We start from the raw sequence: 22,129 nt of genomic DNA on the forward strand, positions 1-22,129 counted from the left end.
GCGGCGCGACTACGGACTGGTTGCCTTTAGGGTTAAATGTTCAAGTCGTGTTGCGATAGCGCAACAATCGTGGCCGTCGGGCAACCATGTATTATCAGTCCTTATGGGAACCTGACGCGAGCCTGACTGCGTAGCCGTAGAGTTGCTACCCGGTCACGAAACTCGTCTGAGTTGCCGGTTGTCACCGCCCCGCTCCGCAGACAGAGGGCGCAGGGAAAGCCCGTGCCGATCTCTCTACCCGTTGTCGCGGCGATGGCCGGAACGGCGCCCGAATATTCCGGGGCGGGCGAAGCGTTGTCGCGGAATGACGAAGCACATCATTCCGCAATCTACTCAGCCGCCAATTTCGGTGGCACCGGAAGCGCCCAGCACTCGACGCGATTCCGGCCGCGCTCCTTGGCCTGATAGAGCGCGGCATCGGCCGCCTTCATCAGGGCATCGATCCCGGGCATGCTGGTGAGGGCCTCGGCGACGCCGATACTCACGGTCAGCGACACCGAACGATCATCCACCCCCAATGCCAACCCTTCCGCCCGCTTGCGAATGCGCTCGGCGACGATCCGGGCGCGCGACATCGTCGTTTCCGGCAGCAGAACCGCGAACTCCTCGCCGCCGACCCGGCCGACAACGTCGGACTTGCGCTTGCCCCTCATGCAAATCCCGGCGACGGCCCTGATGGCTTCGTCACCGACCGCATGACCGAAGCGGTCATTGATGCTCTTGAAGTGATCGATATCGACCATCAGGACGGATACCGAGCGATAGTAACGCTGGAACCGGCTCCACTCTGCATCCAGCGTCGTCAGGAAGTGCCTGCGGTTGAACAGCCCCGTGAGCGGATCGGTGGTCGCGAGCACCTCGAGCTGTCGTGCGTTACCGACCAGATCGGTCACGTCGACGAAGGTCAGCATGCGGCCGCCGTTCGCCATCGTCGAGCAATGGATCCTGATATGGCGGCCGTCCGGCGTCTGCACGTCGCGCTTGTGATCGCCTGCTTTGATTTCGGCAATCCGCTTCGCGGGAAAGGCCCTGATCTGCTCCGGCGTAGCGCCCGACGGCACCGCCCGGCGATTGCGCGTGAGCAGCGTGACGTAGGGCGGATGTCGCGCAACCTCCTCCTCGCTCACCTGCCAGAAATCCCGCATTCTCCGGTTGAGGAAAATCGCATTGAGATCGCGGTCGAGCAGAACGACGCCGTCCTCCACGTTCTCGAGCGCGCCGGTCAGCACCTTCAGCTTGTCCGATGCGCGCACGATGTCGGTGACGGGCGTGTAGCTCACCATCCGGCCGCCGTCGGGCAGCGGCGTGCATTGGCACCGAACCACGTCACCATTGCTGCGCCTGAGATCGATCGGATTTGCGTCGCCGAGGCTCACGAGGCGGACGCGTTCGGCAACGTAGGCTTGGAGCTGCTCAGCCGGCAGCTCATAGGCCGTGATCTTGCAGCCGTGATGCATCAGATCGGTGAAGGTCGGGTTGCGATCGGCCACCGCGTCCGGAAGCTGCCACATGTTCCGAAATGCGCGGTTGATGAACAGGGCTTTTAGTTCTCCGTCGAGGAGCAGGATGCCAACCGGAATCTGATCGAGCGCCGCGCGCAGCGCCAGCATGTGTCCGCGCAGAATATCACCGCTGCGCCGCTCCGGCATGGCCGCCGGTGCGGACGTCGCAGAAGTGGCAGGTGCAGGCGGCGCCGCGCTCACCTGCTGCTCATCAAAAACCAGGCCGAGCTGGCGGTCCGATTGCCACAAGCGCTTGCACGCCCTCACCTGTTGGGTGCCGACGATCAACAGTTGAACGTGATCGGGAATGCCGACGACACTTTCGAGCTCCACGGTCGCGCCGGTGTCGCTGAGCTGCCGGACCGTGCAGTCGAAGGCCGACCGGCCGAAGTTGAAGACGATCTTTCCGGCCAAAAACGTTCGGCCGCGGGAAGCTGACACCTGTCCGGACATGGCAAGACCCACCTGGAGCAATTGCGAGCCTGCTCAGCTCAGCACTTTTGAGTCACCAAGCCATGAACGGTTTCCGGGGCATTAACCCGGTTGTCGAAAGCTGTGTGCACCGCAAACGGTTCCGGTTTGGGAACCCGTCCGGTGGACGACTACGACGCGCCGAGGCGCTTCCGTTTCGCGTTGAGCGCCGATGCGACGCGGCTCACTGGCGGACGGCCGAGCAAGCCGGCCATCTCGTTCGTTGCCGCCAGCAGCTTGTCCATGTCGACGCCGGTTTTCACGCCCATGCCTTCCAGCATGTAGACGACGTCTTCCGTCGCCACATTGCCGGTGGCGCCAGGCGCATAAGGGCAGCCGCCGAGGCCGCCGGCGGCGGCATCGATGACGCGGACGCCCTGCTCCATGCCGGCATAGAGGTTGGCGAGCGCCTGGCCGTAGGTGTCGTGGAAATGCATCGCGAGGTTGGCGACCGGAAGCTCGGCGCCAACCGCGCGCAGCATCTCCTTGGCCTTGAGCGGCGTGCCGACACCGATGGTGTCGCCGAGCGATATCTCGTAGCAGCCGAGATCCCACAGCGTTACCGCGAGGTCGGCGACCGCCTTCGGCTTGATCTCGCCGTCGAACGGACAACCCAGCACGCAGGAGATATAGCCGCGCACCTTGACGCCATCGGCCTTGGCCCTCGCCAGCACCGGCCTGAAGCGCTCGATCGATTCCGCGACCGAGCAATTGATGTTGGCGCGCGAAAAGCCTTCGGAGGCCGCCGCGAATACCGACACCACCTCGGCACCGGCCGCGCGCGCGGCATCGTAGCCCTTCTCGTTCGGCACCAGCACGTGGAATTCGGCGCCCTTGACCTTGTCCTTGATCCGGCTGACGCCGCGCAGCACCTGATCGGAGCTCGCCATCTGCGGGATCGCCTTCGGCGACACGAAGGCGCCGACCTCGACGGTGCCAAGCCCGGCCGCCACCAGCGCCTCGACGAAGGCGATGCGCGCCTCGACGCTGACCGGCGTCTTCTCGTTCTGCAGGCCGTCGCGCGGCCCCATCTCGACGATGTGGATCTGATCGGTCATGACGCGGCCGCAGCCTCGACTTCGGCAAGCTCGACACCCTCCCCGACGATGTCGCCGACCTTGCATTTGAGCTTCTTCAGGACGCCGGCATAGGGCGCGCGCAGGGTCTGCTCCATCTTCATCACTTCGAGCGTCAGGATCGGCGCGCCCTTCTCAAGCGTCGCGCCCTCCTCGGCCAGCAGCGCGACCACGGTCCCGGGCAAGGGCGCCACGATCTTGTCCTCGCCGACCTGCTCCTCGCTCTCGCCGCCGAACGGGTCGACCCAGTGCAGATCGAAGCGGCCGTTGCGGGTGCGCAAGTAAAGCTCGTGGCCCTCGATGACCGAGGCGACGCGCGACTTGATGCCGTTGAGCGTGAGGTCGAAGCCATCTTCGCCGGCTGACGAGATGGCAAAGACAAGCTCGCGCCCGCCGACCGAGAGCGTCGACGGTCCGTTGCCATAGTGCAGCGTGATGGTGTGGGCCGGCTCATGGCCCTGCCGGAACGAGAACACCCGCTGGCGGCGGCCGACCGGCATCCAGCCGAACGCCTGCCAGGGCGAGTTGGCTTCGCGCCGCGCCGCCTTCTGCTCGTCATTGACGATCGCCGCCACCGCCGCGCACAGCTCGAACTCGCCGGCGGCGCCGGTGCCTGATGTCAGGTTCTTCAGCTCGCGCTCGATGAAGCCGGTATCGATCGCATTGGCGCGGGTCGCCGGATGCGTCACCAGCGCAGACAGGAACGGGATGTTGGTGACGATGCCGCGAACATCGGTCTCCTGCAGTCCACGGTCGAGCTTGTCGATCGCGCCCTCGCGGGTCGGCGCCCAGGCGATCACCTTGGCAAGCATCGCGTCATAGTACGGCGAGACGTTGTCGCCACTGCGATAGCCGGCATCGATGCGCAGCCCGTCGCCGTCCGGCGGCGTGCGCCAGGTCTTGATGCGGCCGACCGAGGGCATGAAGTTCTTCTGCGGATTTTCGGCGTAGACACGGGCCTCGATGGCGTGGCCATTGAGCTTGATCTCGTCCTGCTTCAGCGGCAGCGCCTCGCCGAACGCGACGCGCAGCTGCCACTCGACCAGATCGACCCCGGTGATCAGCTCGGTGACGGGGTGCTCGACCTGCAGGCGCGTATTCATCTCGATGAAGAACACGTCCTTGCCGTCCGAGACGAACTCGATGGTGCCGGCGCCGACATAGCTGACCGCGCCGGCGGCTTTTCGCGCCGCCTCGCAGACAGTGTCGCGCTGCGCGGCGTTCAGCGTCGGCGACGGCGCCTCCTCGATCACCTTCTGGTGCCGGCGTTGCAGCGTGCATTCGCGCTCCCACAGCGAGAGCAGATTGCCGTGGCTGTCGCCGATGATCTGCACCTCGATATGGCGCGGGTTCTGCACGTATTTCTCGATCAGCATGCGGTCGTCGCCGAATGCCGCCTTGGCCTCGCGCTTGGCGCTGGTGATCGCGGCCGCAAGCTCTGCTGCCGAATTGACCACGCGCATGCCGCGGCCACCGCCGCCGGCGGATGCCTTGACCAGCACCGGGAAGCCGATCCGGTTGGCGGCTTCCGCCAGGATCGCCTCGTCCTGCGCCTCGCCGTGATAGCCGGGCACCAGCGGCACACCGGCCTTCTCCATCAGCGCCTTTGAGCCGGACTTCGAGCCCATCGCGGTCATCATCGCCGCGGTCGGGCCGACGAACACCAGTCCGGCATCGAGGCAGGCCTGCGCGAACTCGGCATTCTCGGACAGGAAGCCGTAGCCGGGATGCACGGCTTCGGCGCCGGTCTCCCTGGCAGCCGCGATCACCCGTTCGATGTTGAGATAGCTGTCGCGCGCCCGCGCCGGCCCGAGCAGCACGGCCTCGTCGGCAAGCGCGACATGCATCGCGTCGCGGTCGGCTTCGGAATAGACCGCGACGGTGCGCAGCCCCATGGCACGCGCCGAGCGGATCACGCGGCAGGCGATCTCGCCGCGGTTGGCGATCAGAAGCGTGCGAAAACGCCGATAGAGTTTTGAGCGGTCCATGATCAGATCCCGGGTCACATCCTGAACAGGCCGAATTTCGTCGGCTCGATCGGCGCGTTGGCGGCGGCCGACAGGCCGAGCCCGAGCACCAGGCGGGTGTCGGCGGGATCGATCACGCCATCGTCCCACAGCCGCGCAGTGGCGTAGTAGGGATTGCCCTGCTTCTCGTATTGCGCGCGGATCGGCTCGCGGAATTTGTCTTCCTCTTCCGCCGACCAGCTCTCGCCCTTGGCCTCGATGCCGTCGCGCCGCACCTGGCTGAGAACCATCGAGGCCTGCTCGCCGCCCATCACCGAGATGCGGGCGTTCGGCCACAGCCAGAGGAAGCGCGGGCTGTAGGCGCGGCCGCACATGCCGTAATTGCCGGCGCCGTAGGAGCCACCGATCACCACGGTGAATTTCGGCACGCCGGCGGTGGCAACCGCGGTCACCAGCTTGGCGCCGTCGCGCGCGATGCCGCCCGCTTCGTATTTCTTGCCGACCATGAAGCCGGTGATGTTCTGCAGGAACACCAGGGGAATGCCGCGCTGGCAGCACAGCTCGATGAAATGCGCGCCCTTCAGCGAGCTTTCGCTGAACAGGATGCCGTTGTTGGCGATGATACCGACCGGATGGCCCCAGATATGGGCAAAGCCGCAGATCAGCGTGGTGCCGTAGAGCTTCTTGAACTCGTCGAATTCGGAGCCGTCGACGATCCGCGCGATGATGTCGTGCACGTCGAACGGCTTTCTGCCGTCGGCGGAAACCACGCCGTAGATCTCCTCGGCCGGAAACAGCGGCTCCTGGACGGAACGCATGTTGAGCGGTGCCTTGGCCGGCCGCTTCAGCGTGCCGACGATGCGGCGCGCGATCCCGATCGCATGGGCGTCGTTCTGTGCGTAATGATCGGTCACGCCCGACTGCCGCGAATGCACATCGGCGCCGCCGAGCTCTTCGGCAGTGACGACCTCGCCGGTCGCAGCCTTCACCAGCGGCGGGCCGCCGAGGAAGATCGTGCCCTGGTTGCGCACGATGATGCTCTCGTCCGACATCGCAGGCACGTAGGCGCCGCCCGCCGTGCAGGAGCCCATCACGATCGCGATCTGCGGAATGCCCTGCGACGACATCTGGGCCTGATTGTAGAAGATGCGGCCGAAATGCCGCTCGTCGGGAAAGATCTCGTCCTGCAGCGGCAGGAAGGCGCCGCCGGAATCCACCATATAGACGCAGGGCAGATTGTTCTGCCGCGCGATGTCCTGGGCGCGCAGATGCTTCTTTACCGTCAGCGGGTAGTAGGTGCCGCCCTTGATGGTGGCGTCGTTGGCGACGATGATGCATTCGCGCCCCGAGATGCGCCCGACGCCGGTGATGACGCTGGCCGAATGCACGTCGCCGCCGTACAGCCCGTTGGCGGCGAGCGGCGACAGTTCGAGGAAGGCCGTACCCGGATCGACAAGGAGGTCGACGCGATCGCGCGCCAGCATCTTGCCGCGCGAGGTGTGCCGCTTGCGCGAGGTTTCGCCGCCGCCGCCGGCCACCTGCTTGAGCTTGTCGCGGAGCTCCGCGACCAGGCCGCGCATCACATCGGCGTTGCGGGCGAATTCAGAGGATGTGGGATCGATCGTCGAATGAAGCGGCATCGGTGTTGCACGTTTCGTTGGAGGAGCCGACAGGAGTTCTTGGAAGGCAGGCCGCCGCGCCGGGTCGCGACGGCCCGTGCGCAGCTCAGGCCGTCTTGGCGAACAGCTCGCGGCCGATCAGCATGCGGCGGATCTCGCTGGTGCCGGCGCCGATCTCGTAGAGTTTTGCGTCGCGCAGCAGCCGGCCGGTCGGATAGTCGTTGATGTAGCCGTTGCCGCCCAAGAGCTGGATCGCATCCAGCGCGCATTGGGTGGCCTTCTCGGCGGCATAGAGGATCGCGCCGGCGGCGTCCTCGCGCGTGGTTTCGCCACGGTCGCAGGCCTTCGCCACCGCATACACATAGGCGCGCGAGGCGTTCATCGTGGTGTACATGTCGGCGACCTTGCCCTGCACCAGCTGGAACGAGCCGATCGGCTCGCCGAACTGCTTGCGCTCGTGGACGTAGGGCAGCACGACGTCCATGCAGGCCTGCATGATGCCGATCGGCCCTGCCGCCAGCACCGCGCGCTCATAGTCGAGACCACTCATCAACACGTTGACGCCGCGACCGACTTCGGAGAGCACGTTCTCCTCCGGCACCTCGCAATCCTCGAACACCAGCTCGCAGGTGTCGGAGCCGCGCATGCCGAGCTTGTCGAGCTTCTGCGCGGTGGAGAAACCCTTCATGCCCTTTTCGATGATGAAGGCGGTGATGCCGCGCGGACCAGCGTTCGGATCGGTCTTGGCATAGACCACCAGCGTATCGGCGACCGGGCCGTTGGTGATCCACATCTTGTTGCCGTTGAGGACGAAGCGGTCGCCCTTCTTCTCGGCGCGGGTCTTCATCGAGACCACGTCGGAACCCGCTGATGGCTCCGACATCGCGAGTGAGCCGACATGCTCACCGGAAATCAGCTTCGGAAGATATTTGCGCTTCTGCGCCTCGTTGCCGTTGCGACGGATCTGGTTGACGCAGAGGTTCGAATGCGCACCGTAGGACAGGCCGACCGCGGCGGACGCGCGCGAGATCTCCTCGACCGCGATACAATGCTCGAGATAGCCGAGGCCCGAGCCGCCATACTCTTCCTCGACGGTGATGCCGTGCAGCCCGAGCGCGCCGATCCTCGGCCAGAGGTCGCGCGGAAACTGGTTGCTGCGGTCGATCTCGGCGGCGCGCGGCGCGATCTCGTTGGTCGAGAAATCATGCACCGTCTGGCGGATCGCGTCCGCGGTCTCGCCAAGGTCGAAATTGAAGATTGCCGCCTGGTTCGAGGCCATGATCCCTCCCGTGAGATTCATCTTGCAATTAAACGATCATACGTTTTTTTCTTGGCTTCGCAAGCAACCGTGCTATGGTTGCTGCATGAAATCCGCAGTTCGTTGAATCTGTTGGGATTTCATGCGATATAGATACGGTCGTTTGCTTGTTTCCTTGATCTCCCTGACAAGCCAACACCCTCCGAGGCCCCGATGGCACGCACGATCGGCTCACATGGCCCCACGACGCTGGAGGCGATCCGCAAGGCCGGCGTGCGCCTGATCTTCGAGCACGGCTACGAGGCCATGAGCCTGCGCCAGCTCGCCGCCGAGGTCGGCATCCAGGCCGGCTCGCTCTACAACCATATCTCAACCAAGCAGGACCTGCTGTTCGATCTGGTGCAGGAGCATATCAACGATTTGCTGCGCGAGCTTGATCTTGCGCTCGAGGGCAAGGCCGATCCGGTCGAGAAGCTGCGCGCCTTCGTGGCCTTCCACGTCACCTATCACATGACCCGCAAGCGCGAGGTCTTCATCGCCAATTCCGAGCTGCGCAGCCTCGATGCCAAGAACTATGGCGTCGTGGTGGCGTTGCGCGGCGCCTATGAGCAGCGGCTGGCGCAGATCCTCACCGACGGGGTGTCGGACGGCGTGTTCGAGGTCGGCGACATCCAGGTCGCGACCTTCGCGATCCTGGCGCTGCTGACCGGGCTCTGCACCTGGTACCGCCCCGGCGGCCGCCTGACCCGGGACGCGATCATATCAGCGCATGAGAAGCTGGTGCTGTCGGGCGTCGCGCCGCAGGCCGCGTTCGGCGACGTCCGCAACGCCGCTCACAGCCCGCGGACCGCGCTGGCGGGTTCGTGACCGTGACAGAGCGCCAACAGTTCGATGACATCGATCTGCGGATCCTCTCCGAGTTGCAGCGGGACGGCCGGATCAGGATCAACGAGCTCGCGGAACGGGTCGGCATCACCGCCCCGCCCTGCCTGCGCCGGGTCCGCGCCTTGCGCAGCCGCGGCGTGATCCAGGCGGTCCGCGCCACGCTCGACGAGCGCATGCTCGGCTATGAGGTGATGACCTTTGTCCTGATCCAGCTGGACAGCCAGACGCTGACGGCGATCGAGGCGTTCGAGGCCGCGGTGGCGGCCGTGCCGTGCTTCCTGCAATGCTGGCGGATCTCGGGCGATGCCGACTTCATGCTCCGATGCGTTGCACCCAGCGTCGACGACATGCGCCAGCAGCTGCTGCAATTCGCCGGCCTGCCCAACGTGCGTAAAATTAGAAGCTTTCCGGTGCTCGGCGTGTCCAAGGATGCGCCGCTGCCGATCCCGGGCGCGCTGGCCGCGGAGAGCTCGGCGAGCTGATCGCCGGCCTTGGTCCTAGTGGGTCCACGGCTCCCAGCGGCGGAACGCGAAATTGTCGGCATAGGCGATCTGGCGGTGCGCCGAATCCTTGGGCTCGATCACCTGGTAGGCGATGCCCTTGCGCTCGCAATAGGCTGTCGCCTCCTCCTTGGTCTCGAAATGCAGCGTCAGCTGCTGCTTCATGTCCGATGAAGAGGTCCAGCCCATCAGGGGCTCCACGGTGCGCGGCTGCTCCGGCTCGTAATCCAGTTGCCACTCTTTGGTCTTGGCACGTCCCGATTGCATCGCGTTTTTGGCGGGCTTAAAAATGCGTGCGGTCATGGATGGTCGGCCCCGTGGGATGTGCGATATGGAAGCGATTTGAAGGAAGCCACCGGGATAGTATAGAGACACCGTTCTAGGAACTGATCGGTGATTCCTCGATCTCGGAGGGAGCCTTCGCCGGACCGGTATAGTCATTCTACCGCGCTGTGACAATCTGGCCTCGGGAGCCTCCGTTCGGGTCCCCGGGCCCGCGGCGCGGCCTTCTCGACAGCATCACATCGAGGAAGCGGGGCCCCATGGAAATTCACGCTCACCTGCCCGAAAAAGGCCGTGACCTCCGGCTCGATCTGTTCCGCGGGATCGCGAACTGGGCGATCTATCTCGATCACATCCCCGACAACATCGTGAACTGGATCACGACGCGGAACTATGGCTTCAGCGATGCCGCGGACCTGTTCGTTTTCATCTCGGGCTACACCGCATCGTTCGTCTATGCCCGCATGATGCTGGAGCGCGGCTTCATCGTCGGCGCCACCAGGCTGACCAAGCGGGTCTGGCAGCTCTATGTCGCCCACATCATCCTGTTCGTGATCTACATCGCCTCGATCAGTTATCTGGCACTGCGCTTCGGCGATTCCGAGATCATCAACGAGTTCAACGTCGCCGGCCTCGTCGACAACGCCACCGAGACGCTGCGCCAAGGCCTGTTCCTGAAATTCAAGCCGGTCAATCTCGACGTGTTGCCGCTCTACATCGTGCTGATGGGCCTGTTCCCGCCGGTGCTGTGGTTCATGCTGCGGCGGCCGAACTGGACCATGCTGGCCTCGCTCGCGCTGTGGCTGGTGTCGCGCCACATGGGCTGGAATCTGCCGGCCTATCCGGCCGGGACCTGGTACTTCAACCCGTTCGCCTGGCAGGTGCTGTTCGTGTTCGGCTCATGGTGCGCGATGGGAGGTGCACGTCAAAACATGCACATCATCAACTCGCCCTACACGCTGTGGTTCTGCATCGCCTATATGATCTTCGCGCTGATCATGACCATGGCCGGACGCTTCCCGGAGTTCGGCGCGCAGTTTCCGGACTGGCTGTATTCGGCGTTCAACCCGAACGACAAGACCAACCTCGCGCCCTACCGCTTCCTGCACTTCGTGGTGATCACGGTGCTGGTGATCCGCTTCATCCCGAAGGACTGGGCGGCGCTGGAATGGAAGGTGTTCGATCCCCTGATCGTTTGTGGCCAGCAGTCGCTCGCGGTGTTCTGCGTCGGCGTGTTCCTGTCCTTTGTCGGACATTTCGAGCTCTCGATGAGTTCGGGCTCGCTGTTCGCGCAGATCTTCGTCAGCATCTCCGGCATCGCGATCATGACGATCGTGGCCTATTACATCTCGTGGTCGAAGCGGCAGGACAAGCCGATCAAGCCGCCGGCGCCGAAACCCGCGGCACCGGCGCAGGCCGGGTGACCAAGCGCGTCATTTGCCCGGCCGCCGCCCTTTGCCACCCGGCTGGCCGCCTCGCCACCTGCCCTGTGAAGTGATCCCATCCCAGGTGGTGGTCCAGCGATACTCGGCCGCCGGCGCCTTCGCGACGCTATCGGCGCTGCGCGCTCCCTCCAAGGCAAACGTGGCGCCCTGCGGGTCAAGGCAGCGGACGATCCAACTGCCGTTGGGCAACTCCAGCGGACCCTCATAGACCCGTCCGCCACCGGCCCTGACCCGCACGATGGCTGCGTCGACGTCGTCGACGTTGAAATAGTAGAGCCAGAACGCGATCGGTTCGAGCGGACGCTTGTTGAAGACTCCACCGATGGTCTGCCCACCAGCAGAGAACAGCTGGTAGGTCTCGACGCCGGCGACGTCGCTGTCGGCCTGTCGCCAGCCAAAAACCTCGTTGTAGAAACCAAAGGCCTTCCGCCAATCGGCGGCCAGCAGTTCATGCCAGCCGACCCGCCCAAGGGCATCGGGGGCTTCGACCGCGGGCCGAGCGATCCTTGATCCGCTCAGCAATCCGAACGTCGCCCGCTGCGGGTCGGCGACAATCGAGATACGGCCGATATTGGTGCCGGTCGGCGGCACGTAGACGGCGCCACCACGTTCCAGCATTCGGCGGACGGCAAGATCGATGTCGTCAACACCGACATAACCAATCCATCGCGGGGTTGCGCCCTGGCGAATGCCCTCGTCCGGCAACTCCATCAGACCGCTTCGGGCAAGCTCGCCCGACATGAACAATTTGTAAGAAATCCCGGATGTAGACGCATCCTTCGTCTCCCAGCCGAGGACGCTGCCGTAAAAGGCACCGGCGCCTTCTACGTCCGTGGTCAGCAGCTCATACCAAGCGAAGCTCGCACCATCATCAGCCATGCCGATCCCTCGCTTCGGCGTCGGGACAACCGCAGTGCAGCATGCAAATTCCCGCATCGTCAACGATCGTGCCCGAGTGACGGGGCTGGTCAATAATCGCGTTCATCAAGATGAACCTAGGAACGAAGATGAACGACAACACTTGATGCACGCTAGCGCCTCGCGAGAGTGTGCGCGCAGTGCGTCTTGCACGCAGCTGCGACGAATTGTACAACTGCGCGAGAGTTGCAATCGACAACACGTCAAGAATGGAGGATGCGAGCATGCCGCGAGTGAAGCAAGCCCCCAAGAGCAAGCGTGTGACCAGCAAGCGTGTGACCAAGGCTGCGGTGCCCGCTTTGGGCGCAGCTGGATTGACTTTCACGCTGGTGGGGGGAGCGTCCGCATCCGCCGTTCCGGGAGCAGACGCGCCGCAGATACAGAAGTACGGACCGACGCAAGCCATCACACTCGGCGAAGAAGAAATCGCCGACGTCAGCCTGGCGACCTTCCACCTGTTCGACAAGGAAGACGCCGGAGCCGGCGTCCAGCTGGCGTGGCGCGGATGCGGCGGCTGCCGAGGTTGCCGTGGCTGTCGCGGTTGCCGTGGCTGTCGTGCCTGCCGCTGCGGCGGCTGCGCGGGTTGCGGTGGCGGCTGCTGCCTGTCGTGGGGCGCCTGCCGCATCTGCTAGTCGAAATCGCGTTGACACACATCGATCGTCATGGCCGGGTCCGACACACGTCGACCCGGCCAATTTTGTATTGTGTCCGTATCGTTGCACGGCTCGCTTCGGGCAACGGCGCGGAGGGGTCGAGGCCGGCGCCTCGCCCGCTTCAATGATCGCCCCACAAGCTGCACAGGACCGATTCCTTGCCAGGCAAATCCACCCAGCGCGCCAACAACGACGTTCTGCAGTTCGCACCGAATTTCACGGCCTACGTGCTGCCTCCGGATGTTGTCTGCCTCTATTCCGAAGATCGAAAGTTCTTTCTCCACGGCGAGCTGTATTGCGCGCTGGCGTCGGCCATCGGTGCAAATGGATGCAGCGTCGCCAAGCTCACGGACACGCTCGGGCGAAAGTTTCCATCCGACAAGATCAGTGAAGCCATCAAGCGGCTGCTCGACCGCCGCTATGTGATCGCAAAGCCGCCAGGTCCCCGGACCGCCGCAGCGGGGCTTTGGGCGAGCCTGGGCCTTCCCGACGCGATCGCCGAACAAAACCTTCACAACTGCCGCGTTCGACTTGAGACGATCGACGTCAAGGGCGCGGCCGAATTGAGCAAGGCACTGCAGGAACTGGGCGTCCGCGTCGTCAAGACATCGCCCGACCTTACGGTTACGTTGGTGAACGACTATCTCGATCGGCGGCTCGCCGAACGCAACCTGCAGCGCGTGTCCGACGGATCAGCCTGGTTGCTGGTGCAGCCCTCCGGGGTATTTCCCCTGGTCGGCCCCATGTTCAGCCCGGGCGAGACCGCGTGCTGGACCTGCCTGTACGACCGGATGATCCGCAACCGCGAGGTCAAGGGCTTCCTGGATCGCGGCGGAGCGCGTGCGGTCGCGGTTTCTCCACTCGCCCAGCACACGGTTGGACAGAGCGCCATCCACTTTGCCGCGGTTGAAGTCGCCAAGGCGGTCGCGAGCGGCTTCCGTACCGATCTGCGCAATCACATTGTCAGTCTCGACCTGCTGGGCTCGACCATTGCAAGGCACTACGTGGCAGCCCGCCCGCAATGCCCAACCTGCGGCAACAAGAAACTGCAAAACCCGCGGCGGTCACCACAGCCGGTCGAATTGGGGCCCGGCGCCAAGCTGGTGATGACCAGTGGCGGATATCGCACCGTCTCGTCCCGCACCACGGTGGCGCGGTTCAAAAAGCATGTCAGCCCCCTCACCGGCGTGGTGACGCGGCTGGAGCGGATCGAAGTCGATCTGCCGATGAACACCAATTTCTATGCCCAACATAACTTCTCCGCGCCGGCGCAGAACGTCGATCAGCTTCGCGCCGGGCTGAGCGGCGGCAGCTTCGGCAAGGGCAGCACGGCCGAGCAAGGCGAGGCCAGCGCGCTGATGGAAGCAATCGAGCGATATTCGGGGATTTTCCAGGGTGATGAGATCCGCGCCCGAAAGCGCTTCTCCGACTTCCCCCCCGGCGACGCAATCCGTCCCAACGACATCCTGCTCTTCAGCGACGAGCAGTACCGCGGCAGCGCCGTGCCGAATCCCGACGACTCACATCACACCCAGCCCGCCCCCGAGCCGTTCGATCCGTCCGCAAAAATCGAATGGTCGCCGGTCTGGTCGTTGCGCGACAAGCGGTTCAGGCAGATTCCGACCAGCCTGCTGTATTTCTTCTACGAAGGTCCGGCCGCCTTCGCCGCCGATTCCAACGGCTGCGCTGCCGGCAACACCCGCGAGGAAGCCATCGTACAAGGCTTCCTCGAATTGATGGAGCGCGACGCCTATGCAATCTGGTGGTACAACCGGTCGCAACGCGCTGCGGTCGATCTGAACCAGTTCGACGATTCCTACATCCGCGATCTGAAGACCCAGCTCGAGGAAACGGGCCGGCGGCTCTGGGTGCTCGATATCACCAGCGATCTCGGCGTCCCGACCTATGTCGCGATCGTGCACTGGATGCAGAACGGTCAGGAAAACATCGAGTTTGGCTCGGGCGCGCACTTCGATCCGCGTATCGCGCTGCTGCGGTCGTTGACCGAGTTGAATCAATTCCTCTCCATCGGTCTGATGGGCGGCGGCAGCGGCGAGAAGCCGAGCCTCGATGGCGTCAATCCGCTGCGGCTCGACGAATATCCGTTCCTGATTCCAAGCGCCAATCCCGTCATCCCGCCGGCCGCCGCGACAGACGTGCCGCTCGACAACACCCGTGCACAGGTGGATGCCTGCGTTGATATCGCGGCCCGCGCGGGTCTCGACTTCCTGGTTCTCGACCAGACGCGACCGGACGTCGAGGTTCCGGTGGTCCGGGTCATCGTTCCCGGGATGCGCCATTTCTATCGCCGCTTCGCGCCGGGACGGCTCTACGATGTGCCGGTCAAGCTCGGATTGCGCGATCGGCCATCGCTGGAAAGCGAGTTGACGCCATTTCTCCCGCACACTTGAGGTGATACCGGCGTGCGCGCGCGCAGGAAAATGAGCGAGAAAAAGAAATCGCCGCGCGCCACGCCGCCGGCTGTCTTCGTTCGGCTCAACCCGCTCGTCGCGCTCGAAGCGCAACCTGACGGCAGCCTAGCGGCCCATGTCGAAGGCTATTCGGAGCCTCTGGGAACGTTCAGCGCAGCCGCAGCGGAACGCGCCCTCGAACTGCAGGCAGGCCTGCCACTTCCCCGCTCGGAAGGCGATGCGGTCGGGCGAGAGGTCGAGCGCCTGATGCGGCAATTGGCACGCCGCGGACTGCTGGAATATCGCCTGGCGCGTCCGGGCGACGCCAATGATCTCGTCGCGATCGAGCCGCAGACCCCTGATTACTGGCCGCGAACGCCAAAGCTCGACGATGCGGCAACGGTCGTGCTGTCCCGCTTCGCCTATCTTCGGCGGCGCGGCACCGAGATGATTCTGGAATCACCGCGGGCCAGCGCACTGTTGAGGATCCGTGATGCGCGGATTGCGGCCCTGCTGACCGTCCTTGCCGCTCCTCAGAAGATCAGCCGCATCCGACGTCTGGACGGCTATCCAGGCCCTGCATTGCTTGCGCTGCTGCTGGACTGCCAAATCCTGATCGAGATCGACGCCGCGCAACACGATACGCTGCGAAAGGCGGAAGGCGATGACGGCCTCGTGCTCTGGGATTTTCACGACTTGCTATTCCACGCCCGCAGCACGGAAGGCCGTCAGGCCAATCCGCTGGGTGGCCTCTATCCGCACACCGGCCTGATTGCGCCGCTCCCCGCGATCCGACCTGCCTGGCCCGGCAAGACCATCAAGCTGCCGGAATCCGACCGCATCGCCTCGTCGCTGGAGCAACTGCTGCATGACAGGCATTCGACCCGCGATTTCGACCATCGGAAGCCTATCACGCTGGCCGAACTTTCGACGTTCCTGAACAGCGTCGCGCGGGTCCGGACGAAATGGAGCGGGCAGCTGGAGTTTACCGACGATGGTCCCGATATCGAATACACCAGCAGGCCGTATCCGGCAGCGGGCAGTGCCTACGAGCTTGAGCTCTATCTGGCCGTCGCGAATTGCGACGGCCTGACGCCGGGCTTCTATCACTACGACGCCGATGCGCATGCGTTGGCGGCCATCGACGTTCGCCCACAACAGTTCGACGCCATGTTGCAAAGCGCTGGATTTGCCATGGACGCGCCGTCTCCACCGCAGATCCTGATCACGATCGCCGCGCGATTTGGCCGGATATCCTGGAAGTACAGCGCCATCGCTTATGCGCTGATCCTGAAGGATGTCGGCGTCCTGACCCAAACGCTGTACCTGGTGGCAACGGATCTGGGCCTCGGCGGCTGCGCGATCGGCACCGCCAATATCGATCTGTTCGCGAAGATGACCGGGCTCGATATTCACGTCGAGGGGCCGGTCGGCCAGTTCGGGCTGGGGCGCGGCATCGGACCGCCCCCTGCCGGATAGTCCTCGATCCGCCGCGACGCGAGCGTTTTCGAGCGAAGTGGATACCGGTTCGCGTGAAGAAAACGCGTCAAAGCAAAAACCCAGAGCTCCGTTCCGATTCCATCGGAACGGAGCTCTGGCTTGCCTCGAGGACTTCGATCAGCCGCCGCGGCTGCCGTCCTGCGTGGTCGAGGAGACGATGGTGGCGACGTCGCCGAACGTCGTCATGACAGGCGTGACGACCTTGTGCATTTTGGTCTTCGACACCAGCGTGTCGTGCATCACGAGGTGGTCGATCCCGGTGGTGAGGAAGCAGCTCACCGCGTCCTGCGGCGTCTCGATGATCGGCTCGCCCTTGACGTTGAACGAGGTGTTGATCAAGACCGGCACGCCGGTCAGCGCCTCGAACTCCTTCAGCAGGCGATAGAGCACCGGGTTGGTTTCGTCCCGCACGCTCTGCACCCGCGCCGAACCGTCGACGTGCACGATCGCCGGGATCTTGTCGCGCCATTCGGGGCGTACCGGCTTGGCGATCAGCATATAGGGCGAGTCCTCCTCGCCCTCGAAGATCTCCTTCATGCGCTCGGCCAGCACGATCGGCGCGAACGGGCGGAAGGCCTGGCGGTGCTTGACCCGGCTGTTGAGGATGTCCTTCATCTCGGCCTTGCGCGGATCGGCGATCAGGCTGCGGTTGCCCAGCGCGCGCGGACCGAATTCCGAGGGCCCCTGAAACCAGCCGATCACGCGCTGGTCGGCGAGCAGCTTCGCAGTGTCGCGGCAGATATTGTCGCTGCGCTTGGCGTCGACCTGGATCCGCACCAGGAAGTTTTGCAGCGCGGCCGCGACCTCGGCGTCGCTGTAGCGCCGGCCGACATAGGCATGGTCCATCACGAACGAGCGGCGTGCTTTAAGGATCTCGAGCCAGCCGTAATAGGCGCAGCCGATCGCGATGCCGTCGTCGCCGGCGGCGGGCTGGATCCAGACATTCTCGAAACCCGCCTCGCGCGCGATGCGGCCGTTGGCGACGCAGTTCAGCGCGACGCCCCCGGCGATGCAGAGGTTCTTGGCACCGGTCGTCTCGCGCAGCCAGCGCGCCCGCGCCAGCAGCACGTTCTCGGTATCGTCCTGCACCCGCCAGGCGATGTCCTCCCAGTGCCGCATCGTCGGGCTCTTGTCCCAGCTGCCGCTGTCGAGCACGAAGGGCTGCTGGTTGTCGGCCCCCCAGAACGGCACGTTGAGCTGGCCGTCCTTCATCTCGAGCAGATGGCCGACCTGCTCGCGGCGGCCATAGGGCGCGAGCCCCATCAGCTCGCCGCACTTGTTCCAGTCGCCGAACACATAGGTCGAGACCCGGCTGTACAGCGCGCCGAGGCCCGGCATGTTGTAGAACTCGTCCGACAGCAGGCCGCGCGCCGGCTCCATGAAGACCTTCTTCAGGCATTCGAGCCTGGTATCGTCGAACCGGTAGTAACTCTCGGACTCGCGGGCGAGCGGCGACGCTCCATCCTGCGGATAGGACTCCATCGCGTCGGCCTGATAGTTGCCGACGCCGTCGACGATCATCACGACGCCGTCCCTGAACGGCGACACCGCGAACGCGCTGTAGGCATGCGCGAGGTGATGCGAGATCGACACCACCTTGTCGGATTTGGAACGAAACAGCGGATGCTTGATCGCCTCGTTGCGCTCGGCGATCGGCAGGAAGCCCGGCATGTCCTGGTGGAGCATCCGCTCCTCCATCTCCGGCACTGGCAGGATGTAGCTGTTGCGCACCACGAGATCGACATCGTCGAGCGTGATGCCCTCGGCGGACAGGCAGTAGTCGATGACTTCCTTGTAGAAGCCGGAGGCATGCTTCTCGCGCGTAATGCGTTCCTTGGAAATTGCGTACGCGATCGCGCCGTCACGCAGCAGGCAGGCGCTCACGTCATGGTCGTAGACGTTGAGACCAAGGACGTAGATGTGTTGTTTCGGCATGGGCACTCTTCAGGGAGGATTTTGCAACGCTCAGAGAACATGATCGTGTCGACTTCAAGTTCTCGACGACATTTTCCGCGGCTCGCAAATCTCTGCTTATGCGATGCACCAATCAAATCGGCGCAATGCAAGATGAACAGAATGAACGGCAGATGAACGACAAGATGAGCGTAGCAACCACATCATCCTTTGCAGGCGGGAACGTAACTTGACCTTACCTGTTGGTCTCAATAGAGTCGTTAAAGCTAGCAAGAACCTTAGTGAAAATATTGTCTTAGCTGCTCGAACCGGACGCCGGTATCGCGCGTCTAAGCGAGACAGCCAGCATCAGTTCAGATGTATGGAAGTGACTGGAGATCTTCGGAATGACTAAACGCTACAATATCCTGACTCGTTGCCTCGCAGCAGTCGCTTTGTTGTTCGTCTATGTCGCAAGCACCTCGGCCATTTTGGTCGGCGCCACCACGTCGCCCGCGCAAGCCTGGCGCGGCGGCGGGCGTGGCGGTGGCTGGGGCTATCGCGGCGGCGGCTGGGGCCGCGGACGCGGATGGGGCTATGGCCGCGGCTATGGCTACTACGGCGGTTATGCTGGTCCCCGTTGCTGGTGGACCCCGCGTGGTGTTCGCGTTTGCCGGTGGTAACGACCGCCCGGCCGACACAAGCGATAGCGAAGTCATAAGGTCAGGTGCGTCGGGTCCGGCGCACCTGATTTCTTTTTGAGGGCTTTCTTTTTCGGGACGTGGTTCGCCTGCCCGGCCCTTGCGGAATTGCGGCACGCAAGAAAGAGCCCCGGGAGACGCCGGGGCTCTAGTCACGGGAGAGAACGCCTTCGGAAATCGGGACGCGAGGACGAGCCGCCGGCCCGATCACCCAATGCATCTACGGCGTGTATAAGAGCAGATTCGGCTGCCTGAGGCTGTAGCGATATCGCAACAACCTGGCGGAATGCACAGCCTATCCACCGGTTCCCGACACAGCCGAAATCCCCCAAAAGCTAGCCGTCAAGGATCGCAACAGCTCGCGTCCATCCCGCCGAGGCGCGCTCGATCTTCACGGGGAAGCACGACACCATGAAGCCGGTCGACGGCAGCTGCTCGAGGTTGTGCAGCTTCTCGATGTGGCAATAGCCGATGTGCCGCCCGGCCTTGTGGCCTTCCCAGATCAGACTGGCGTCTTTGGTCTCGGCATATCGCTTCGCGGTGAAAACGAACGGGGCGTCCCAGCTCCAACCGTCGATGCCGGTGAGCCGCACGCCGCGCTCGAGCAGATACATCGTCGCCTCATAGCCCATGCCGCAGCCCGAATTGACGTAATCCGGCTGGCCGTATTTGGCGCCGGCGCTGGTGTTGACGACGACGATCTCGAGCGGCGACAGCGTATGGCCGATCCGCCTCAGCTCGGCCTCGACATCGCCTGCGGTTGCGACGTAGCCGTCAGGCAGGTGCCGGAAGTCGAGCTTCACGCCCGGCTGAAAGCACCATTCCAGCGGCACCTCGTCGATGGTCCAGGAGCGCTCGCCGCGGTTCATGGTCGGATGGAAGTGCCAGGGCGCATCGAGATGCGTGCCGTTGTGGGTGGAGAGCGAGACCTGTTCGACGGCCCAACCCTGCCCGTCAGGCAGATCGGCTGCCTTCAGCCCATCGAAGAATTGCAGCATGCGCGGCAGGCCCTGCTGATGATCGATGTACTGGATGGTCGGATGATTGCCCGGCGGATCGGCCGGAACGTCGTTCTGCAGGGGAACGGAGATATCGATCAGTCTGCGCGCCATGGTGCCTCCTCGCGGATTGGTTCTTGTCAGGCTGGGCCGGTGCTGCCGAGCGCCGATGCTCAACAGGCCCCGGCGGCATTGTACTCACGTCCGGCAACGTAGCCGGCTTAATTATCGGCTGAGCCTCGTAGTCGTCCGAACTGCACGCTAAGGACGGCGTACTTCGAAGTAAGTCTTGCCCCCGCGATCAAAGCCCGCTTCCTCATAGAAGCGCAGGGTGGCCTCGCGCTTCGAACCCGTCGCCAACAGGACCTTGTAGCAGTCAGCTTGCCAAGCAATGTCGAGCGCGTGGGCAAGAACCCGCCGGCCGAGCCCCAGCCTGCGGTAGTCGGCGTGAGTGACCACATTTTCAATCACCCCATATGATCGGCCGCCCCGAGACAGGTTCGGCACGATCGCAAGCGTGCACGATGATACGAGCAGCTCCGCTACCTGCGCCACAATCACCGTCGTGGCACCCGATGCCAGCAAGGTCGACCAGACGCGCTCGGCAGTAGCACTCTCCAGCTCAGGATCCTGCGGGTGAAGGTGTCGGTAAAGGTTCAGCACCTCGGGCAGATCGTGGTCTACCGCCGGTCGGACGATGGCGTGGGTCATGTGCCGATACCAGAGATCAGGGCTGGGTTACGATCAGGGGCCATCGATAGTTCATCCTTGGTCGGGGACGACGATCGTCTCCCGCGCGAGTCCGGACTGGGCCCGCTGGTACATCGCGACATAAGCCTCGATGTGCCCGGTGAAAAGCTTCGTGTCGAACAGCGGCTTGCTCAGACGGTTCTGTTCGCCCTGCCCGTTCAACTGCATTTCGTTTGGCGTGCGACACGCCGAACCCGACGCAGGACGCATCCTTGCCCACGCTACCGTCATTCACGGGGCGGGACACCAGCAGGCAACCGGGACGGGACAAGGTTCCCCCGGACCGCTCTTGCGCGATTGCGCCTCCCCGCCAGCTGCGCGCGCATGCCGCATCCGCCGCAGGGCCTGCGACATTACAATGGCGACCAAGGCTCTCGTCAGGTTGAACCTAACGCCCGCCCGGACGACCCATTGGCACTGGGGATTTCAGGGCCCAGTATTTCGGCGGCGCCGTCTGGACGAACATATTCCGTCCAGGCGGCGTTGTTGCGTCAGGCGAGACAATTGCGATCGAAGCTGGTTCGCGCGCAAGGTCCGCGCGACCAGGCCGCAGCCCGTTCGGATCCGCCTGTTCGGGTCAGTTCTCGCAACAAAGCTCTGGAATGGGTTTGGTCGGGGCAGCTGGATTCGAACCAACGACCTGCAGTACCCAAAACTGCCGCGCTACCAGGCTGCGCTATACCCCGACATTTCCGAGAAGCCCCGTGGATACACGCTTCAGCCAGCGCCAGCAAGGCGCCGCTGCGAGCGAAATCGGCACCCGTTTTCGTCCGGAAATTGCGGCTAGCGGCTGCCGAACAGCGGGTGGCCGACCCGGTCGCCGGGCTGGATGCCGTATTTCTGCGCGGTCCCGGCAATCACCTCGAGCACGCCCTTGGCGAGCCCGCGCGACGCGATGATCTTGGTCGAGAGCGGCTCGGTGTTTTCGGCGATCCGCAGGATCCGCCCGTCGGCACGGATGAAGATCATGTCGAGCGAGATGTAGGTGTTCTTCATCCACATCGACACCTCCTGCTCCGGCGTGAAGTCGAACAGCATGCCTTTGCCGTCCGCGAGCTCCTTGCGGTACATCAGGCCCGTCTCCTTCTCCTGCTCGGTGGTCGCCATTTCGACCGAGAAGACGTGGACGCCGGACTTGGTGACGATCTCAAGGGGCTGGACGCTGGCCGCCTGCGCAGTCGGGGCCAGCAGCGCGCCGAACATGAGGACGAGGCAGGCGAGCAGCCACGGGCGACGGCGCCCAACACTACGACCGAAATTCATCGACAAATACTCACACCGGGGAAGATTTTCCGGCGGG

General features: G+C 64.0%; 18 protein-coding genes and 1 tRNA gene. 6 read left to right on the forward strand and 13 right to left on the reverse strand.

Going from position 1 to position 22,129, the window contains the following annotated elements; genetic code table 11:
* Positions 1-329: 329 nt before the first annotated feature.
* From BRSPCE3_RS10255 to BRSPCE3_RS10275, 5 genes are all read right to left on the reverse strand, one after another.
* Complete coding sequence (locus BRSPCE3_RS10255; RefSeq protein WP_244065660.1) at positions 330-1,955, reverse strand: sensor domain-containing diguanylate cyclase; 1,626 nt, start codon at positions 1,953-1,955, stop codon at positions 330-332.
* A gap of 149 nt (positions 1,956-2,104) precedes the next feature.
* A complete protein-coding gene (locus BRSPCE3_RS10260) occupies positions 2,105-3,031 on the reverse strand; it encodes a hydroxymethylglutaryl-CoA lyase (RefSeq protein ID WP_244065661.1) in 927 nt (308 codons plus the stop codon).
* Positions 3,028-5,037 carry an acetyl/propionyl/methylcrotonyl-CoA carboxylase subunit alpha gene (locus BRSPCE3_RS10265; protein WP_244065662.1) on the reverse strand — a complete coding sequence of 670 codons (2,010 nt, stop codon included), beginning with the start codon at positions 5,035-5,037 and terminating at the stop codon, positions 3,028-3,030. The genes BRSPCE3_RS10260 and BRSPCE3_RS10265 overlap by 4 nt, the downstream gene beginning before the upstream one ends.
* 14 nt (positions 5,038-5,051) lie before the next feature.
* Positions 5,052-6,656 carry a carboxyl transferase domain-containing protein gene (locus BRSPCE3_RS10270; protein WP_244065663.1) on the reverse strand — a complete coding sequence of 535 codons (1,605 nt, stop codon included), beginning with the start codon at positions 6,654-6,656 and terminating at the stop codon, positions 5,052-5,054.
* Positions 6,657-6,741: 85 nt separating this feature from the next.
* Positions 6,742-7,914, reverse strand: coding sequence for an isovaleryl-CoA dehydrogenase (locus BRSPCE3_RS10275; protein ID WP_244065664.1), 1,173 nt, complete (start codon positions 7,912-7,914; stop codon positions 6,742-6,744).
* Between the two features lie 192 nt (positions 7,915-8,106).
* Between BRSPCE3_RS10275 and BRSPCE3_RS10280 the strand changes: the two genes are divergently transcribed.
* Both BRSPCE3_RS10280 and BRSPCE3_RS10285 read left to right on the forward strand, forming a co-directional pair.
* Positions 8,107-8,760: a TetR/AcrR family transcriptional regulator gene (locus BRSPCE3_RS10280; protein ID WP_244065665.1), complete on the forward strand. Its 654-nt coding sequence runs from the start codon at positions 8,107-8,109 to the stop codon at positions 8,758-8,760.
* A 2-nt stretch (positions 8,761-8,762) separates the two neighbouring features.
* Positions 8,763-9,260 carry an Lrp/AsnC family transcriptional regulator gene (locus BRSPCE3_RS10285; RefSeq protein WP_244065666.1) on the forward strand — a complete coding sequence of 166 codons (498 nt, stop codon included), beginning with the start codon at positions 8,763-8,765 and terminating at the stop codon, positions 9,258-9,260.
* Between the two features lie 15 nt (positions 9,261-9,275).
* Here the strand turns inward: BRSPCE3_RS10285 and BRSPCE3_RS10290 are convergent, their stop codons facing one another.
* Positions 9,276-9,581 (reverse strand): ETC complex I subunit, encoded by a 306-nt coding sequence (locus BRSPCE3_RS10290; protein WP_244065667.1) that lies wholly within the window; start codon positions 9,579-9,581, stop codon positions 9,276-9,278.
* Between the two features lie 239 nt (positions 9,582-9,820).
* Here BRSPCE3_RS10290 and BRSPCE3_RS10295 point away from each other — a divergent pair, with 239 nt between their 5' ends.
* Positions 9,821-10,984 (forward strand): OpgC domain-containing protein, encoded by a 1,164-nt coding sequence (locus BRSPCE3_RS10295; protein ID WP_244065668.1) that lies wholly within the window; start codon positions 9,821-9,823, stop codon positions 10,982-10,984.
* A gap of 9 nt (positions 10,985-10,993) precedes the next feature.
* Here BRSPCE3_RS10295 and BRSPCE3_RS10300 read toward each other — a convergent pair whose 3' ends face one another.
* Positions 10,994-11,884, reverse strand: a complete 891-nt coding sequence (locus tag BRSPCE3_RS10300) for a VOC family protein (RefSeq protein ID WP_244065669.1) — start codon at positions 11,882-11,884, stop codon at positions 10,994-10,996.
* Positions 11,885-12,734: 850 nt separating this feature from the next.
* On the opposite strand from BRSPCE3_RS10300, the gene BRSPCE3_RS10305 reads away from it, so the two are divergent.
* Together BRSPCE3_RS10305 and BRSPCE3_RS10310 are read left to right on the forward strand one after the other, a co-directional pair.
* Complete coding sequence (locus BRSPCE3_RS10305; RefSeq protein WP_244065670.1) at positions 12,735-14,987, forward strand: TOMM precursor leader peptide-binding protein; 2,253 nt, start codon at positions 12,735-12,737, stop codon at positions 14,985-14,987.
* Between the two features lie 30 nt (positions 14,988-15,017).
* Complete coding sequence (locus BRSPCE3_RS10310; protein WP_244065671.1) at positions 15,018-16,466, forward strand: SagB family peptide dehydrogenase; 1,449 nt, start codon at positions 15,018-15,020, stop codon at positions 16,464-16,466.
* A gap of 138 nt (positions 16,467-16,604) precedes the next feature.
* Here the strand turns inward: BRSPCE3_RS10310 and BRSPCE3_RS10315 are convergent, their stop codons facing one another.
* Positions 16,605-18,422 (reverse strand): carbamoyltransferase C-terminal domain-containing protein, encoded by a 1,818-nt coding sequence (locus tag BRSPCE3_RS10315; RefSeq protein WP_244065672.1) that lies wholly within the window; start codon positions 18,420-18,422, stop codon positions 16,605-16,607.
* A gap of 365 nt (positions 18,423-18,787) precedes the next feature.
* Between BRSPCE3_RS10315 and BRSPCE3_RS10320 the strand changes: the two genes are divergently transcribed.
* Complete coding sequence (locus BRSPCE3_RS10320) at positions 18,788-19,063, forward strand: hypothetical protein (RefSeq protein ID WP_244065673.1); 276 nt, start codon at positions 18,788-18,790, stop codon at positions 19,061-19,063.
* Positions 19,064-19,416: 353 nt separating this feature from the next.
* Here BRSPCE3_RS10320 and BRSPCE3_RS10325 read toward each other — a convergent pair whose 3' ends face one another.
* From BRSPCE3_RS10325 to BRSPCE3_RS10345, 5 genes are all read right to left on the reverse strand, one after another.
* Positions 19,417-20,193: a cyclase family protein gene (locus BRSPCE3_RS10325; protein ID WP_244065674.1), complete on the reverse strand. Its 777-nt coding sequence runs from the start codon at positions 20,191-20,193 to the stop codon at positions 19,417-19,419.
* A gap of 147 nt (positions 20,194-20,340) precedes the next feature.
* On the reverse strand, positions 20,341-20,790 hold the full coding sequence (locus BRSPCE3_RS10330; protein WP_244065675.1) for a GNAT family N-acetyltransferase: 450 nt from the start codon (positions 20,788-20,790) through the stop codon (positions 20,341-20,343).
* Between the two features lie 51 nt (positions 20,791-20,841).
* Positions 20,842-20,991 (reverse strand): hypothetical protein, encoded by a 150-nt coding sequence (locus BRSPCE3_RS10335; RefSeq protein ID WP_244065676.1) that lies wholly within the window; start codon positions 20,989-20,991, stop codon positions 20,842-20,844.
* 447 nt (positions 20,992-21,438) lie between these two features.
* Positions 21,439-21,515: transfer RNA gene (locus BRSPCE3_RS10340), tRNA-Pro, on the reverse strand.
* Positions 21,516-21,612: 97 nt separating this feature from the next.
* Positions 21,613-22,092, reverse strand: coding sequence for a DUF192 domain-containing protein (locus BRSPCE3_RS10345; protein ID WP_375709888.1), 480 nt, complete (start codon positions 22,090-22,092; stop codon positions 21,613-21,615).
* Positions 22,093-22,129 lie beyond the last annotated feature (37 nt).

Source organism: Bradyrhizobium sp. Ce-3 (genome assembly GCF_022835695.1).
In the GTDB taxonomy this organism is placed as follows: domain Bacteria; phylum Pseudomonadota; class Alphaproteobacteria; order Rhizobiales; family Xanthobacteraceae; genus Bradyrhizobium.